Origin of the sequence: Streptomyces sp. R28 (assembly GCF_041052385.1) — a bacterium.
GTDB lineage: Bacteria > Actinomycetota > Actinomycetes > Streptomycetales > Streptomycetaceae > Streptomyces.
The window spans coordinates 4566452-4581554 of sequence record NZ_CP163439.1 but is presented as its reverse complement, the minus strand read 5'-3'; the positions used below and the strand labels follow the sequence as shown (position 1 = coordinate 4581554).

Below are 15103 nucleotides of genomic sequence, written 5' to 3'. Positions count from 1 at the left end.
AGCCGAGCCACCGAACGGCGCACCCTCACGGCGCCGCACCCGCGTACGGCGGCAAGGGGACGTGCCGGGGGTGTCCGCCCGCAGCGGCGGGCGTCAAAAAACAGCACCTCTAACCCAACGGCAACCGCCCGACCGAGGACGGACACCCCCCGGCACGGCCCCGACCCACCACCCACCCGCAGGCGCTACGCGAACCCCGGCCGAACCGGCACAGGCCGCCGCAGGCATCAACGCGCACCCCCACCCAGCCCCACAGGCCGCCACACGCACCCCGGCCCAACCGCCGGAGGCACCCGCAAGCACCCCGGCCTAACCGCCGGAGGCACCCGCACCCGCCCCGCCCGACTCAACCGCCCCCCAACTCCCGCACACACCGCACCAGTTCCTCCGGCGACTCCACCACGAACTCGCAGTCCACCATCGCCAACCGCACCGCCATCCACTCCACCGAGTCCCCCGCGGTCCCCCGCAACCGACACCGCGCCCCACTCCCACCCCCGCCCTCAACCGCCTCCGGCACCCCCAACCACCCAGGCAGCCGAGCCGCGACGAACTCCGCAGGCGCCTCGAACGTCACCGAGAACGCGTACGTCTCCTGCCGCCGCCACATCGACTGCCGCAGATACTCCGCAGCACTCCCCGTCGGCAACTCCCGCGGAGCGAACCGCGCCCCCGTCGCGAACGGCTCGCTCACCCGGTCGACCCGGAACGTCCGCCAGTCCTCCCGATCGAGGTCGTACGCGACGAGGTACCAGCGCCGCCCCGTGGACACCAGCCGATACGGCTCGGTCAAGCGACGCGACTCCGTGCCGTCCCCCGCCCGGTACGCGAACCGCAACCGCTCCTGCCCCGCCACACTCGACGCCATCACGGTCAGCGTCTCGGGCGCGATACTCGCCCCGTCCCCACTGATCAGCGGCGTAGTCGCGGCCTGAAGCGTCGTCACCCGGTGCCGCAACCGCGCCGGCAGCACCTGCTCCAGCTTCGCCAGCGCCCGCACGGACGCCTCCTCCACCCCCTCGACCGCATGCCCTGCCCCGGCCCGCAACCCGACCGCGATGGCCACGGCCTCCTCGTCGTCGAGAACGAGCGGCGGCATCGCCTTGCCCGCCACGAGCCGATAACCACCGTCGGCCCCCTTGGTCGCCTGAACCGGGTACCCCAGTTCCCGCAGCCGGTCGACGTCCCGCCGCACCGTACGCCGGGACACCCCGAGCCGAGCGGCAAGCTCACCGCCGGGCCATTCACGGGGCGTCTGAAGAAGAGAGAGGAGCGTGAGGAGCCGTGCCGGAGTATCCGTCGTCATGAATCCGAGGATGCCGCAGAAGTAGGACACGATCTGACCTAATGAAGGCATAGCTTCACACCATGACCTCACGGACCTCAGCCGGGACAGAACCAGCACCCCTGCCCAACCCCGGCGCACAGCCCACCGCAGCAGACCGCCGCCGGTGGTTCGCCCTGGCCATCGTGATGACCGCGGCCTTCATGGACTTGGTCGACGTCACGATCGTCAACGTCGCGATCCCGTCGATCCAGCGGGAAGCCGGCGCGACGTTCAGCCAGATCCAGTGGATCACCGCCGGTTACGCCCTCGCGTTCGCGGCAGGCCTGATCACCGGCGGCCGCCTCGGCGACATCCATGGCCGCAAGCGGCTGTTCCTCATCGGCATCGGCGGCTTCACCCTCGCCTCGGCCCTGTGCGGCTTCGCCGCGAACCCGGAGATGCTGGTCGCCTCCCGCATCCTGCAGGGCACGATGGCGGCGCTGATGGTCCCGCAGGTCCTGTCGATCGTGCACGCCACCTTCCCGGCGCACGAACGAGGCAAGGTCTTCGGTCTGTTCGGCGCGGTGGTCGGCCTCGGCGCGGTCACCGGCCCCCTCCTCGGCGCACTCCTCACGGAGTGGAACCTCTTCGGCCTCGAATGGCGCCCGATCTTCCTGATCAACCTCCCGGTCGGCATCGCGGGCCTGATCCTGGGCAGCCGCTTCATCACCGAGTCCAAGGCGCCGCGGGCACTGAAGCTCGACCTCGTCGGCGTCGGTCTCGTCACCCTCGGCCTGCTTATGCTGCTCTACCCGCTGACCCGCGGCCGCGAGCTGGGCTGGCCGCTGTGGGGGTACGCGTCCATGGCCGGAGCGTTCGTGGTCCTCGCGGCGCTGGTGGCGTACGAGAGGCGCAAGGCGGCCCGCGACGGCTCCCCGCTCGTCGAACTGTCGCTGTTCAAGGTGAAGAGCTTCGCGGCCGGTATCGCCGTACAGACCGTCTTCGGCGTGGCGCTCGGCATCTTCTTCCTGGTCTGGACGCTGTACATGCAGTTCGGCCTGGGCTGGACCCCGCTGAAGGCGGGTCTGACGGGGATCCCGTTCTCGATCGCCGTCTCGACGGCGGCCGGGATGTCCGTCCAGAAGCTGGTCCCGCGCTTCGGCCGCAAGGTGCTCCAGGCGGGCGCGCTGGTCATGGCGATCGGCGTGCTGCTCTACATCTGGGAGTCCGGCCGCTACGGCATGTCCATCGCCCCCTGGCAGATGGCCCTGCCCCTGGTTGTCATGGGCCTCGGCATGGGCCTGATCGTGGCCCCGCTGACGGACGCGATCCTGTCGGAGGTGCCGCGCGAGCACGCGGGTTCGGCGTCGGGCCTCATCAGCACCGTCCAGCAGATGGGCAACGCGCTCGGCCTCGGACTGGTCTCGGTGGTCTTCTTCGGGGTCGTCGACGACCGGCTGACCGAGGCCACCGGGCGCACGGCGGCCGGCATGGCCTTCGCGGACGGCTTCCAGCACGCGCTCGGGTGGGTGGCCGCGGTGATGGGCGTCATCTTCCTGCTGATGTTCGCGCTGCCGAAGCGCCCGGCGCAGCACATCGAGGGAGCGGCCGATGATCCGTCGCCGTCGACGGAGAAGGAACCCGCGCTGGCGGGCTGAGAGCGGGGGAGGGGCCCGGCACTTCAGTGCCGGGCCCTTCGTCGTTTCCGTTTCTCCCCAGCTCGGAAGCCCGATCATGCCCGATTGGGCCCGAACCTGTTTACTTTCCGGAAATCCGGGCGTAGCCTCCCTGCGAAACCACAAGTTCGGGCACAGTTCGGAGGCGAACGGACATGTACGCACCGGAGCGGCAGCAGGAGATCCTCCGGCTCGCCCGTGACGGCGGCCGAGTGGACGTCCTGTCGCTGGCAGAGGCGTTCCAGGTGACGGCGGAGACGATCCGCCGGGATCTGAAGGCCCTCGACCGCGCCGGGCTCCTGCGCCGGGTGCACGGCGGTGCGATCCCGGCCGGGCGGCTGGACTTCGAGCCGGATCTCGCCGAGCGCGAGTCGACGGCGGCCGACGAGAAGGACCGCGTCGCGAAGGCGGCCCTCGCCGAGCTGCCCACCGAGGGTACGGTGATCCTCGACGCCGGTTCGACGGTGGCCCGCCTCGCCGCCGCGCTGCCGCTGGAGGCGTCCCTCACCGTCGTCACGCACAGCCTGCCCATCGCGGCCCGCCTCGCGGACCACCCCGGCATCCAGCTCCACCTGGTCGGGGGGCGCGTACGGCACCGTACGCGCCCCGCCGTGGACGCCTGGGCGCTGCGGGCGTACGGCGAGATTCGTGCCGACGTCCTGTTCGTCGCGGCCAACGGCTTCTCCGCCGAGCATGGTCTGACCACCCCCGACCTCGCCGAGGCCGCGGTCAAGCGCGCGGCCGTGGCCGCGGCCCGCCGTGTGGTGCTGCTGGCCGACTCCTCCAAGCACGGCCAGGAGCACTTCGCCCGCTTCGGTGACCTGAGCGACGTGGACCTGCTGGTCACCGACAGCGGGCTGAGCCCCGAAGACGCCACCGCGATCGAGCGCGGCGGCACGGAAGTGCTGTGTGTTTAGAAACGAGTGCGCATGATCCTCACCGTCACCCCGAACCCGTCCCTGGACCGCACCTACGAGGTCCCGTCCCTCGACCGTGGCGAGGTCATACGCGCCACCGGCGAGCGCATGGACCCGGGCGGCAAGGGCGTGAACGTGTCGCGCGCGATCGCGGCCGCCGGACAGCGCACGGTCGCGGTGCTGCCCCTGGGCGGTGCGCCCGGCGCGCTCGTCGCCGACCTGCTCGACGCGCAGGGCATCGAGGTGGCGCCGGTCCCGGTCGCCGGGGCCACCCGCTCGAACATCGCGCTCGCGGAGTCGGACGGGGTACTGACGAAGATCAACGCACCCGGTCCCGAGCTGTCCGCGGCCGAGCAGGAGCTGCTCCTGGAGACGGTCCGCGAGCAGTCGCGCGACGCCGACTGGATCGCCTGCTGCGGGAGCCTGCCCCGGGGGCTCGCGCCCTCCTGGTACGCCGATGTGGTTGCCCGGGCACACGCGGGCGGCGCGCGGATCGCGCTGGACGCCTCCGGGCGCGCCCTCCTCGAAGCCCTGCGTGCGCGGCCCGACGTGGTGAAGCCGAACGCCGAGGAGCTCGCGGAAGCGGTCGGGCGCCCCCTGTCCACCGTGGGTGACGCGGTGAAGGCGGCCGAGGAGTTGCGCGTGATGGGCGCGCGCGCCGTGCTCGCGAGCCTGGGCGCTGACGGGCAGCTGCTGGTGGACGACGCGGGCGCCTGGTTCGGCAGTGCGCGCGTGGACGTCGTACGCAGCAACGTCGGCGCGGGTGACTCCTCCCTCGCCGGCTTTCTGATCGCCGGGGGAAGCGGGCCCGAGGCGCTCGCCTCCGCCGTCGCGCACGGTGCTGCGGCCGTGCAGCTCCCCGGCAGCGTGATGCCGGCCCCGGGCGACCTGGACATGGCGGCGGTGACGGTCACGGCCGAGGTGCCCGTGGACCGCGTACTGGTGGACCGCGTACTGAAGGAGTCGGCGTCATGACGCATGTCGTGGTTGTCACAGTTCTTGCCGATCCGGTCCGTAAGCGGCGAAGCTCGGCGTTACTCACGCCCGCCGACGGACGGCAGAGCCTCCTGAGCCGCTCTGCCGCCCGGGGGAGGCGGGCTTTCCCCGACCTCGCCTCCCCCACCCCCCACTCCACACCTGTCACCCCCCACCGCACCCCCGTCCCCTTCTGCGCCCACCAGACTCCCCGGGCGATACGCGAGCGAAGGAGCCCGCGATGAGCGGCATGATCACCGCGGACCTGGTCGATCTCGACCTGTCCGCCGACACCAAGGAAGCGGCGGCGCGTGCCCTCGCCGAGCGCATGGTGGCCCTGGGTCGGGTGACCGACCTCGACGGCTTCCTCGCCGACGTGGCCGCGCGCGAAGCACAGATGCCCACCGGCCTCGACGGGGGCATCGGTATCCCGCACTGCCGCAGTGAGCACGTCACCGAGCCGACGCTCGCCTTCGGGCGCAGCGCCGCTGGCATCGACTTCGGTGCGGCGGACGGTCCTGCCGACCTGATCTTCCTGATCGCCGCCCCCGCCGGTGCGGACGACGCCCACCTGACGATCCTGTCGTCGCTGGCCCGCCAGCTGATGAACGCCGAGTTCACGGACGCGCTGCGGTCGGCGGGCGACGCGGCGTCCGCGGCGGCGCTGATCCGGGGCGAGGAGCCCCCGGCGGCCGATGCCGCCGATTCCGAAGACTCCGTGGCGTCGTCGGTGGCGGCCTCCGCCGACGCCGCCACGGGCACCACCTCCGAGGCTCCCGCCGAGCGCCCGTTCCGTATCGTCGCCGTCACCTCCTGCCCGACCGGCATCGCCCACACGTACATGGCAGCCGAGTCCCTGGAGAACGCGGGCCGCGAGGCGGGCGTCGAACTCGTCGTCGAGACCCAGGGCTCGGCCGGCTTCACCCGGCTCGACCCGGCCGTCATCGCGGCGGCGGACGGCGTGATCTTCGCCCACGACGTGTCCGTACGGGAGAAGGACCGGTTCGCCGGCAAGCCAACCGTCGACGTCGGAGTGAAGGCGGGCATCAACCGCCCGGCCGAACTCATCGCCGAGGTGCGCGCCAAGGCCGAGCGCGGCGAGGTCACCGCGGCCGCCAGGCCCGGCGGCGGCACCCCCGTCGAACGCGCCGGCGAGCCCGGCGAGGGCTACGGCACCAAGCTGCGCAAGTGGCTGATGTCAGGCGTGAGTTACATGGTCCCGTTCGTCGCGGCCGGCGGTCTGCTGATCGCCCTCGGCTTCGCGATCGGCGGCTACCAGATCAACGAGGCCAAGTCGGTCACCGAGCACTTCGACTGGGGCCAGGTCGACAGCTGGGGCGCGCTGCTGTTCCAGATCGGCGCGGCGGCCTTCGGCTTCCTCGTCCCGGTCCTCGCCGGATACATCGCCTACGGCATGGCCGACCGGCCAGGACTCGTGCCCGGCTTCGTCGGCGGCGCGATCTCCGTGACGATCGGCGCCGGGTTCCTCGGCGGTCTGGTCGCCGGTCTGATCGCCGGTGGTGTGGTGCTCGGCATCCAGCGGATCGACATCCCGCCGGTGCTGCGCGGCATCATGCCGGTGGTGGTGATCCCGCTGGTCTCCTCGGCGGTCGTCGGCTTCCTGATGTTCGTGGTCATCGGCAAGCCGATCTCCGAGGCGCAGAAGGGCCTGACCGACTGGCTGAACAGCCTCTCCGGCACCAACGCCATCCTGCTCGGCGTCCTGCTCGGCCTGATGATGTGCTTCGACCTCGGCGGCCCCGTCAACAAGGTGGCCTACACCTTCGCGACGGCCGGCATCTCCGTGGCGGCCCCCAGCGACTCCGCGATGAAGATCATGGCCGCCGTCATGGCCGCGGGCATGGTCCCGCCGTTGGGCATGGCCCTCGCCACCACCGTCCGCAAGAAGCTGTTCACCACGGCCGAGCGCGAGAACGGCAAGGCCGCCTGGGTGCTGGGCGCCTCCTTCATCTCCGAGGGCGCGATCCCGTTCGCCGCGGCCGACCCGCTGCGCGTCATCCCCGCCTCCATGGCGGGCGGCGCGGTCACCGGCGCGCTGACCATGGCCTTCGGCTCGACCCTGCGCGCCCCGCACGGCGGTGTCTGGGTCACCTTCCTGATCGGCAAGCCGTTCCTCTACCTGCTGGCCATCGCGGTCGGTACGGCGGTCACGACCGGCCTGGTCATCCTCCTGAAGGGCATGCGCAAGACGGCCCCGGAGGGCACCTCGGCGGCCGAGTCCCCGGCGGCCGCGGCCGCGGAGGCGAAGCAGCCGGGGCGGCGTAAGCCCCCCGCCGGGCAGGCCTCCCGCTTGTCCCTTTGGGGCGCTGTGAGTTGTTCACGGCACCTGCGAGATACGTCACGGTCCGGGCCCAAAGGCCCGGACCGTGGTGTCTACTGGGGCGCATGCCTGAGCACGTCTCGTTCCTCCAGCTGCTGGGGCCGGTCGTGCTCGCCCTGGCGGCCGTGCTCTGGGTGATCGGCCTGACCCGCGTCCTGCGCCGTGCCCGCACCGGGTCGTCGCCGTGGCGCTCGGTCCCGGTGCTCTCCGCGCTCCCGCACCAGCGGCAGACCGCCCCCGAGCTGGAGGCCGTGGAGCTGACCCCGGCGGAACGGGACGCGTTCGCGGGACTCGTACGACAGCTCGGCGACGGTCGTTGAAATCGGCGAGGGTTGCTGAAATCGCCGACGGTCACTGAAAAGAGGGGCCGGCCCGGCGGCACCGCACCCGCGCTGTATGGCGGAGCCGGTGTTACGACACCTGCGCCGCCCGCCGCTCCATCGCATCGCGTGCCGCGTCCTCGCTGACGTACACCTCGCACATGTGCCGCCCGTCGGGTGTCGCCGTGTGCTCGACCTCCCAGAGGGAGATCTCCTTACCGTCGTGCAGGAGGAAGGCGTGCTCGTAGAGCGAGAAGCACAAGCCGGCGCGCCTCGCGCGGCCCGGGCGCCCGAAGGCCTGTGTGATCTGGTGTGCGAACGCCGTGGTCAGCAGCGCGGCCGTCTCCGCGTCCGGCCGGTCGGCGTTCTCCGCCCGGCGCAGTAACCGGCGCGCGTGGTCGGCCGAGTCGTCCGGCGCATACGCGTGCCGAGGCGCGGGTATCGGCGACAGCTGCACCGTCACCGGAAGTTCGAAGTCCGGCGCGTCCGGCGGCAGCGGCAGCCGCGCGGTCGCGGCGCGCAGCTCCTCCTCGTCGACGTACACCTCGTGCTGTGGGGCGCGGTCCTGCGCGGTGTTGTGGACGAGCTCCCACAGGGTGAGCGCCGAGCCGTCGGCGAGCAGCCAGGTGTGCCGGTACGTCTCGCGGTGCAGTCCCGCGCTGTGGTGCGCGGAGTGCAGCGAGCTGTCATGAGCCAGCGCGCAGTCGAGCCGCCGTATCGTCTCGTCGGGCAGCTCGAAGGAGTTCAGGGCGCGGCCGAGGAGTCGCGCGAGGTGCTCCTCCGGAGACTCCGGCGACTCGGGTGGTTCGTACGCTGCCGTCTCGTACGGAACGCTCAAGGTTTCTCCCGGCGTTGCTGCATGTCACCTTGTGGGTGCATACCGTAGCCCCTCGGGCGGACATCATGTCCGGGAACCGAGAAAACGTACGTCCGGTAAAACGCGCGGGTCGCGCGAGAAGTTCCCGCGCGACCCGACGAACTGTCAAGAATCCCTGCTCGGACGGTACTCAGTGGCTCACGCGGCGCTGCCCGCGACCCACTCGCTCCACGTCATGTTCCAGCCGTTGAGCCCGTTGTCCGGCGCGACGGTCTTGTCGGGGGAGTTCTTGACGATCACCACGTCACCGAGGACCGAGTTGTCGTAGAACCACTTGGCGGGGGTGTCTCCCTGCCCGCCCCGCATGTCCCGCAGGCCGACGCAGCCGTGGCTGGTGCCCTGGCTGCCGAAGGGCGGGTTGCCCTTGTTGTACCAGTAGTTGCCGTGCAGGAAGGTCCCCGACTGCGTCAGTCGCATCGCGTTCGGCACGTCCTTGATGTCGTACGCGTCGGCGAGATCGACCGTCCGGCTGTCCATGCGCACCTGCTTGTACTTCTCGGAGATCACCATCTGCCCGTTGTAGGTGGAGAACTCCGAGCTGCCCGCCGAGATCGGGACCGACTTGAGCGTCTTGCCGTCGCGCACGACCGTCATGGTCTGCGTGTTCACGTCGACGGTGGACACCTGCGAGCGGCCGATGGCGAAGGTGACCGCCTTCTTCTGCACCCCGCGGACGCCGTTCGCGCCCTCGACGCCGTCCAGGTCGATCTTCATCGTGACCTTGGAGCCGGCCTTCCAGTACTCCTCGGGCCGGAAGTCGAGCCGCTGCGTCCCGAACCAGTGCCCGACCACCTTCTGCCCGCTGCTGGAGGTGACCTTGATGTGCGACTGCACGGCCTTCTTGTCGCTGATCGCCTTGTCGAAGTTGAACGACACCGGCATGCCGACACCGACCGTGGTGCCGTCGTCGGGTGTGTAGGTCCCGATGAAGCTGTCGGCCGAAGAGACCGTGGTGAAGTCGGAGTCGGCGGCGGCCGTGCGCCCGTCGTCGTCCTTCGCGGTGGCTGATATCTGGTACTTCGTCCCCCGCTCCAGCTGCTCCTTCGGCTGCCAGCTGCCCCCGTCGGCGGACAGGGAACCCGGCACGGCCTTCCCGGTCCCCGCCACGGTCATCTTCACGTCGGTCAGCTTGCCGTCGCTGACCTTCACGCCGGTCGTGTTGATCGACGCGCCTGTCGAGCCGTCCTTCGCCGAGATCACGATCTTCGCGGCGGACGCATGGGAAGAGTCACTGCCCCCCTTGTCGTCGTTGTCGGCGTTGGCGCTCCCACCACAGGCGGTGAGGGTCAGGGCGCCGATCATCAGGGCGGCACAGGCCCCCAGTGCGCGCCGCGCTGCTATGTCCGGCGTTGTCACGAGCTGCTCCAGTTCTTACGATTTGCGGGATCCGTTCCGTTCCACGGTGGAAGAGGCCACCGTCACCGGACCGGGTTCCCGCCGTGCGCGGTGAATGCCATCACGTGACACAACCGCGACAATCGACCACGCGGAACAGGTGCCACCCCCTCAGTGTTGCCCCCTGTCGTCAGCGTTCCCCGTACAACTCCCCGTACGACGGCCACACTCCACCCGGTCCGTCCACCGACTCGGCCGCGCGCACGGCCCGCACGATCGCCCGCGTCACCGCGTCCGCGCCCGCCGCGAGAAGCTCGTTGAGCGCGAGCGGGTGCCCGGCGTCGAGCGGCCGGTCCCCGGTGGCCAGCGCGAACACGGTGTCCCCGTCGTTGAGCAGATGCACCGGCCGTACGGCGCGTGCGATGCCGTCGTGCGCCGTGCCGGCCAGCTTCTGCGCCTGCGCCTTCGACAGGTCCGCGTCGGTGGCGACCACCGCGAGCGTGGTGTTCAGCGGGGGCGGCGCGTTCTTCGCCGCGATCTCGGCGAGGCGCACCCGCGCGGCCTCATGGACCTGCTCCTGCGGATAGTCCACGCGCCCCTGGAACAACTCCCCGTACAGCACCCCCGTCTGCGGATCCACCGCCGCCCCCGCCGCGTTGGCCACCACCAGCGCCGCCACCGTGATCCCCGAGTCGAGAACGACGCTCGCCGTGCCGACCCCGCCCTTCACCGACCCGACCGTCGCCCCCGTACCGGCACCCACGCACCCCTGCCGCACGGCCGCCCCGGCCTTACTCGCCGCGGCCGCCTCGACCGCCGCACGCCCGGTGGCCGCGTCCGGCCTCGCCCGGAAGTCGCCGCCCCGGCCCAGATCGAAGACGCAGGCCGCGGGCACCACCGGCACGACATGCGCCGGATCCACCCCCACGCGCACCCCGCGCCCCCGCTCCTCCAGCCAGGCCATCACCCCGGACGCCGCGTCGAGCCCGTACGCGCTGCCGCCGGTCAGCACGATCGCCTCGACCTTCTGCACGAGGTTGCGCGGATCGAGTGCGTCGGTCTCCTTGGTGCCGGGACCGCCACCGCGTACGTCCACGGCTGCCACGGCCCCGCCCTCGGGTGCGAGGACGACCGTGGTGCCGGTGAGCCAACCGTCGTCTTTGCGCGTCGCGTGCCCCACGCGCAGCCCGGCGACATCTGTCAGAGCGTCAACTGTCATGGGGCCAGTCTCGTCCAGCCACCGGCGCGCTCCCGCGATGTCCGGCCATGTGGGGCCGGTCAGGCGACCGGCGCCCGCGCCGCCGTCCCGCGCTCCCGGGCCGACCTGCGTGCCGTCAGTGTCTCCCCGGTCGCCACCGCTCCCGCCGAGACGAGGCCGGCCGCGAGCACCGCCCAGTCGCCCAGGAACGTGCAGCAGATCACCAGCAGGGCCGTGGTCGGCAGCACCAGCTGCTGGGCGATGCCCACCTTGAAGTGACGCGAGTGCAGCGCCCACACGGTGAGCAGATAGAGCGCCGTCGGCAGGGTCACCGCCGCCGACGCGGCCAGCGTCGAGATGTGCGCCTTGCCGACCACCTGCTCGACCGCCACCTCCAGGCCCGCGCCGATCGCTGCCGCCGAGGCGAAGACCAGATAGTGGCCGTAACCCCACAGGAACGCCTGCTTGTTGGAGCGCAGGTGACCGTGGATCGGCACCACGAAGTAGATCCACCACGCGGCGAAGATGATCAACAGTCCGCCGGCGGCGATCGGCAGCAGGTCGCCCAGCGCGTCGTTCTCGTCGATGCCGGTCTTCACGGCGACCGTGGCCGCGGCGATGGTCTCGCCGAGCACGATGATCGTGAACAGCCCGTACCGCTCGGCGATATGGCGCGGATGCCAGGACGTGGGATGGTCCTTCTCCGCGTACGGCGGCACACACATCTCGAGGATCGCCATCACCAGGAACACCCAGGGCCTGGCATCCTCGGGCAGGAGCACCAGCCCCAGCCAGCCGATCTGGCACAGCAGCACGCCGACGGCGTATCTCAGGGCCATCGTCCTCTCCGCGCCCTCGCTGGACCTGCCCGCCCGCAGCCACTGCGTCACGAGGGCGAGACGCATGATCACGTAGCCCAGCAGCACCGCCAGGAACTCGTGGTCCTCGAACGCCCGGGAGACCCCTGCCGCCAGGACCAGCACCCCGGCGATCTGGATCAGGGTGACGACCCGGTAGAGCACGTCGTCGTTGTCGTACGCCGAGGCGAACCAGGTGAAGTTCATCCAGGCCCACCAGATGGCGAAGAACACCATCGCGTAGTTGAGGATCCCCTCGCCCGCGTGTCCCTCGGCGACGGCGTGCACCAGCTGCATGCCCGCCTGGGCGATGGCCACGACGAAGCACAGGTCGAAGAAGAGCTCCAGCGGGGTGGCGGCCCGATGCACCTCACCACGGCCACGCGCCGCGAGTCTGCGCAGCGGTCGGCGGCTTCCCGGTGTGCGGGGGGAGTCCGGCGCAGGAGTCGAACTGGACGTCATGGGGTCAAGCACAGCAGATGGGGCGGGGAATTTCTTGCGAAGGGATCACCAGCGCGCAAGCGCCTGGGCCGCCGCCGAGAGGGTTGTCGCCGCGGAGGGCCCTCGTGCGGGCCGTACCCTGGACGCATGAGTGACTCCCCCGCCCCCGAGCCGCGCGAGCCGAAGCCCGCGCTGATCTTCGACGACCCGCTGGACCAGCAGTCCTCGGACGACACGGACCGCGGGTGGGGCGATCGGCCGGGCACCGACAGCGCGGCCGACCTCAAGCGCTTCCTCGACGAGAAGCCTCCCCACCACCTCTGAGCGGTTACCGCTCGTCGTGCCCCGAACCGCGCTGCGCCACCAGTGCGTCGCGGATCTCCTTGAGCACCTCCAGCTCGGTCACCTCGATGACCTCGTGGGCGCCTTCCTTCGCCTTCCTGCGGGCCTCCACCCCGGCCAGGTACTTCGCCATCGGCAGGACCATCAGGAAGTAGACGACGGCCGCGGTGATCACGAAGCTGAGGGTCGCGCCGAGGACCGAGCCCCACAGGATCTGGATCCCCTGATCGCCCTTGCACGACGTGCTCAGGCACGAGCTGTAGTGATCGAGGTTCTTGGTGCCGATCGTGCCGACCAGCGGATTGATGATCCCCTTCACCACCGCGTTGACGATGTTGGTGAACGCGGCACCGATGACCACCGCCACAGCCAGATCGACGACGTTCCCGCGCATCAGGAAGGCCTTGAAGCCGTCCCAGATGCCCGGTTCCTTCTTCTCGCTCACTTCGGAGCCTCTCCTCGCGCGCACAGGTTGCGGAACAAACAGCTCCGCAACCTACGTCAGGGCTGGGCCATCCTGTCCAATTGCGCCACCGGAAGGAGGGACTTGACAGGGCCTTGACTGCCATGCGCACGACACGTGCGACCCGGCTCAGCACAGCGTCACCGCCAGCCGTCCCGTAGCGCTCGCCCCCGCGAGGTGTGCCGCGGTGGCGCGCGGCACCGAGAGCACGACCAGCGCCCCACTCTCGGTCGCGGCGTCCAGCGGCTCCGGCACCTTCGTCACCCGCGCGCCGCGCGCGACCACATGGGAGGCGCCGCCCGCGGCCGTGTCCTGCGCGGCGATCACGTCGACCCGGTCACCGGGCCGCAGCAGCCGCACCGTCGCCCCGTCGGCGATCCGCACCGGCGCGGACACCCGCTCGACCGCCCGGTGCTGGCGTACCGGCTCCGCCACCGGATGCCCGGGCGCCCCGTCGGCCTCCCGCCCCGCTTCCCGCGGGCCCGCCGCCACGAGCGCTGCCGCGGTCACGGCGAGCCCGGCTGCCACGGCCCGCCTCCGGTGCCGCACGAGCCGGCGTAGCCGATACCGCCCGCCGCGTACCCGTACGGGGGCGAAGTGCGGCACCTCGCACGTGGCCGGAGCGTCCGTGCCCGGGGGGAGCGGAGCAACGGGAGAGGGAGAGGAGAAGGACGACGGAGCCATGGACATGAGGACACCACCTGCGACGACGGAACGGCTTGCGAGCCCACGATGAGGCATCGCGCCGCCGCCCGCCGGGCCCGGTGGACTACTGGCCGGTTGTGGAAAACTCCCGCACCCGAACGAGGACTTCCGCCCGCCGGAGAGCCCTACGGCAGCTCGAACCCCGGATCCATCCCGCCCAGCGCCTTGGTGCACAGGCAGTCCCGCTCCTCGTTCGTCGGCAGCGCGGCCACCGCGTCGAAGAGCACGCCCCGCAGCCGGTCCACGTTCGCCGCGAACACCTGCAGCACCTCGTCGTGCGAGACGCCCTCGCCGGTCTCGGCGCCCGCGTCGAGGTCCGTGACCAGCGTCAACGAGGTGTAGCAGAGCTCGAGTTCACGGGCGAGGGCCGCCTCGGGGTGGCCGGTCATGCCCACCACCGACCAGCCCTGGGCCTGGTGCCACAACGATTCGGCACGGGTCGAGAAGCGCGGCCCCTCTATGACGACCAGCGTGCCGCCGTCCACCGGCTCCCAGTCCTGTCCGCGCGCCGCCTTCAACGCGACCGTACGTCCGGCGGGGCAGTAGGGGTCGGCCAGGGAGACGTGCACCACGTTCGGCACGGTGCCGTCGGGCAGCGGCAGCCCGTCGAAGTACGTGCCCACCCGGGACTTCGTACGGTCGACCAGCTGGTCCGGCACGAGCAGGGTGCCAGGCCCGTACTCGGGACGCAGGCCGCCCACCGCGCACGGCGCGAGGACCTGGCGCACGCCGAGCGAGCGCAGCGCCCAGAGGTTGGCCCGGTAGTTGATCCGGTGCGGCGGCAGATGGTGACCGCGTCCGTGCCGGGGGAGGAAGGCGACCCGTCGGCCGGCGATCTCGCCGAGGAAGAGGGAGTCACTGGGCGGCCCGTACGGGGTGTCCACCTGTATCTCGGTCACGTCGTCGAGGAACGAGTAGAAGCCGGAGCCGCCGATCACGCCGAGTTCTGCGTTCGCCTTGTTCACCATGACCGCACCCTAACCGCCCCCTCGAACACCGAGGACCCCGTCGTCGCAAGACGACAGGGTCCCGTAAGAAGCAGGTGTTACGCGGCGGAGCTGCTGGAGGAGGTGCCGGAGCTCGACGACTTCGAGTCCGAGGACGACGAAGAAGACGTCGAGGCGGACGAAGAAGAGGACGAGTCGGACGAGGCGGACGTCGACGGCTTCGACGACGCCGGCGAGCTGCTCGACGAGGAGCCGCGGCTGTCGTTGCGGTAGAAACCGGAGCCCTTGAAGACGATGCCGACCGCGGAGAACACCTTCTTGAGGCGGCCCTGGCAGCTGGGGCACTCGGTCAGGGCGTCGTCGGTGAACTTCTGCACCGCCTCGAGGCCCTCGCCGCACTCGGTGCACTGGTACTGATAGGTGGGCACTGTCTTCCTCCTGG

At 71.1% G+C, this 15103-nt stretch carries 15 protein-coding genes; 6 read left to right on the top strand and 9 right to left on the bottom strand.

All coding sequences use genetic code 11. The features are described from left to right. Positions 1–346: 346 nt before the first annotated feature. Positions 347–1306 carry a helix-turn-helix transcriptional regulator gene (locus AB5J49_RS20165; protein ID WP_369170023.1) on the bottom strand — a complete coding sequence of 320 codons (960 nt, stop codon included), beginning with the start codon at positions 1304–1306 and terminating at the stop codon, positions 347–349. A gap of 62 nt (positions 1307–1368) precedes the next feature. On the opposite strand from AB5J49_RS20165, the gene AB5J49_RS20160 reads away from it, so the two are divergent. From AB5J49_RS20160 to AB5J49_RS20140, 5 genes are all read left to right on the top strand, one after another. Beyond that, positions 1369–2925: an MFS transporter gene (locus tag AB5J49_RS20160; protein WP_369170022.1), complete on the top strand. Its 1557-nt coding sequence runs from the start codon at positions 1369–1371 to the stop codon at positions 2923–2925. A gap of 173 nt (positions 2926–3098) precedes the next feature. Then, positions 3099–3860: a DeoR/GlpR family DNA-binding transcription regulator gene (locus AB5J49_RS20155; protein ID WP_369170021.1), complete on the top strand. Its 762-nt coding sequence runs from the start codon at positions 3099–3101 to the stop codon at positions 3858–3860. 12 nt (positions 3861–3872) lie between these two features. Then, positions 3873–4835, top strand: coding sequence for a 1-phosphofructokinase (gene pfkB / locus AB5J49_RS20150; RefSeq protein WP_369170020.1), 963 nt, complete (start codon positions 3873–3875; stop codon positions 4833–4835). A 241-nt stretch (positions 4836–5076) separates the two neighbouring features. Further along, complete coding sequence (locus tag AB5J49_RS20145) at positions 5077–7314, top strand: fructose-specific PTS transporter subunit EIIC (RefSeq protein ID WP_369170019.1); 2238 nt, start codon at positions 5077–5079, stop codon at positions 7312–7314. Then, positions 7242–7496 carry a hypothetical protein gene (locus AB5J49_RS20140; protein WP_369170018.1) on the top strand — a complete coding sequence of 85 codons (255 nt, stop codon included), beginning with the start codon at positions 7242–7244 and terminating at the stop codon, positions 7494–7496. The genes AB5J49_RS20145 and AB5J49_RS20140 overlap by 73 nt, the downstream gene beginning before the upstream one ends. A 91-nt stretch (positions 7497–7587) precedes the next feature. On the opposite strand, the gene AB5J49_RS20135 is transcribed toward AB5J49_RS20140, so the two are convergent. From AB5J49_RS20135 to AB5J49_RS20120, 4 genes are all read right to left on the bottom strand, one after another. Further along, on the bottom strand, positions 7588–8334 hold the full coding sequence (locus AB5J49_RS20135; RefSeq protein ID WP_369170017.1) for a DUF6227 family protein: 747 nt from the start codon (positions 8332–8334) through the stop codon (positions 7588–7590). A gap of 177 nt (positions 8335–8511) precedes the next feature. Next, positions 8512–9729, bottom strand: coding sequence for an Ig-like domain-containing protein (locus AB5J49_RS20130; protein ID WP_369170016.1), 1218 nt, complete (start codon positions 9727–9729; stop codon positions 8512–8514). Between the two features lie 169 nt (positions 9730–9898). Then, the gene (locus AB5J49_RS20125; RefSeq protein ID WP_369170015.1) at positions 9899–10927 is read right to left on the bottom strand and encodes a P1 family peptidase; all 1029 of its coding nucleotides are present in this window, start codon (positions 10925–10927) and stop codon (positions 9899–9901) included. A gap of 59 nt (positions 10928–10986) precedes the next feature. Continuing rightward, a complete protein-coding gene (locus AB5J49_RS20120; RefSeq protein ID WP_369170014.1) occupies positions 10987–12225 on the bottom strand; it encodes a low temperature requirement protein A in 1239 nt (412 codons plus the stop codon). A 126-nt stretch (positions 12226–12351) separates the two neighbouring features. Between AB5J49_RS20120 and AB5J49_RS20115 the strand changes: the two genes are divergently transcribed. Further along, positions 12352–12528, top strand: a complete 177-nt coding sequence (locus tag AB5J49_RS20115) for a hypothetical protein (protein WP_369170013.1) — start codon at positions 12352–12354, stop codon at positions 12526–12528. A 4-nt stretch (positions 12529–12532) separates the two neighbouring features. On the opposite strand, the gene mscL is transcribed toward AB5J49_RS20115, so the two are convergent. From mscL to AB5J49_RS20095, 4 genes are all read right to left on the bottom strand, one after another. Then, positions 12533–12991, bottom strand: a complete 459-nt coding sequence (gene mscL / locus AB5J49_RS20110) for a large conductance mechanosensitive channel protein MscL (protein ID WP_369170012.1) — start codon at positions 12989–12991, stop codon at positions 12533–12535. Between the two features lie 147 nt (positions 12992–13138). After that, positions 13139–13699, bottom strand: coding sequence for a hypothetical protein (locus AB5J49_RS20105; protein ID WP_369170011.1), 561 nt, complete (start codon positions 13697–13699; stop codon positions 13139–13141). Positions 13700–13839: 140 nt separating this feature from the next. After that, positions 13840–14682, bottom strand: a complete 843-nt coding sequence (locus AB5J49_RS20100; RefSeq protein WP_369170010.1) for an S-methyl-5'-thioadenosine phosphorylase — start codon at positions 14680–14682, stop codon at positions 13840–13842. 77 nt (positions 14683–14759) lie between these two features. Then, positions 14760–15089 (bottom strand): FmdB family zinc ribbon protein, encoded by a 330-nt coding sequence (locus tag AB5J49_RS20095; protein WP_369170009.1) that lies wholly within the window; start codon positions 15087–15089, stop codon positions 14760–14762. Positions 15090–15103 lie beyond the last annotated feature (14 nt).

Coding starts and splice junctions, on each gene's coding strand:
- AB5J49_RS20165 (WP_369170023.1), bottom strand. CDS start 1,306: ATGACGACGGATACTCCGGCACGGCTCCTCACGCTCCTCTCTCTTCTT.
- AB5J49_RS20160 (WP_369170022.1), top strand. CDS start 1,369: ATGACCTCACGGACCTCAGCCGGGACAGAACCAGCACCCCTGCCCAAC.
- AB5J49_RS20155 (WP_369170021.1), top strand. CDS start 3,099: ATGTACGCACCGGAGCGGCAGCAGGAGATCCTCCGGCTCGCCCGTGAC.
- pfkB (WP_369170020.1), top strand. CDS start 3,873: ATGATCCTCACCGTCACCCCGAACCCGTCCCTGGACCGCACCTACGAG.
- AB5J49_RS20145 (WP_369170019.1), top strand. CDS start 5,077: ATGAGCGGCATGATCACCGCGGACCTGGTCGATCTCGACCTGTCCGCC.
- AB5J49_RS20140 (WP_369170018.1), top strand. CDS start 7,242: ATGCCTGAGCACGTCTCGTTCCTCCAGCTGCTGGGGCCGGTCGTGCTC.
- AB5J49_RS20125 (WP_369170015.1), bottom strand. CDS start 10,927: ATGACAGTTGACGCTCTGACAGATGTCGCCGGGCTGCGCGTGGGGCAC.
- AB5J49_RS20120 (WP_369170014.1), bottom strand. CDS start 12,225: ATGACGTCCAGTTCGACTCCTGCGCCGGACTCCCCCCGCACACCGGGA.
- AB5J49_RS20115 (WP_369170013.1), top strand. CDS start 12,352: ATGAGTGACTCCCCCGCCCCCGAGCCGCGCGAGCCGAAGCCCGCGCTG.
- AB5J49_RS20105 (WP_369170011.1), bottom strand. CDS start 13,699: ATGTCCATGGCTCCGTCGTCCTTCTCCTCTCCCTCTCCCGTTGCTCCG.
- AB5J49_RS20100 (WP_369170010.1), bottom strand. CDS start 14,682: ATGGTGAACAAGGCGAACGCAGAACTCGGCGTGATCGGCGGCTCCGGC.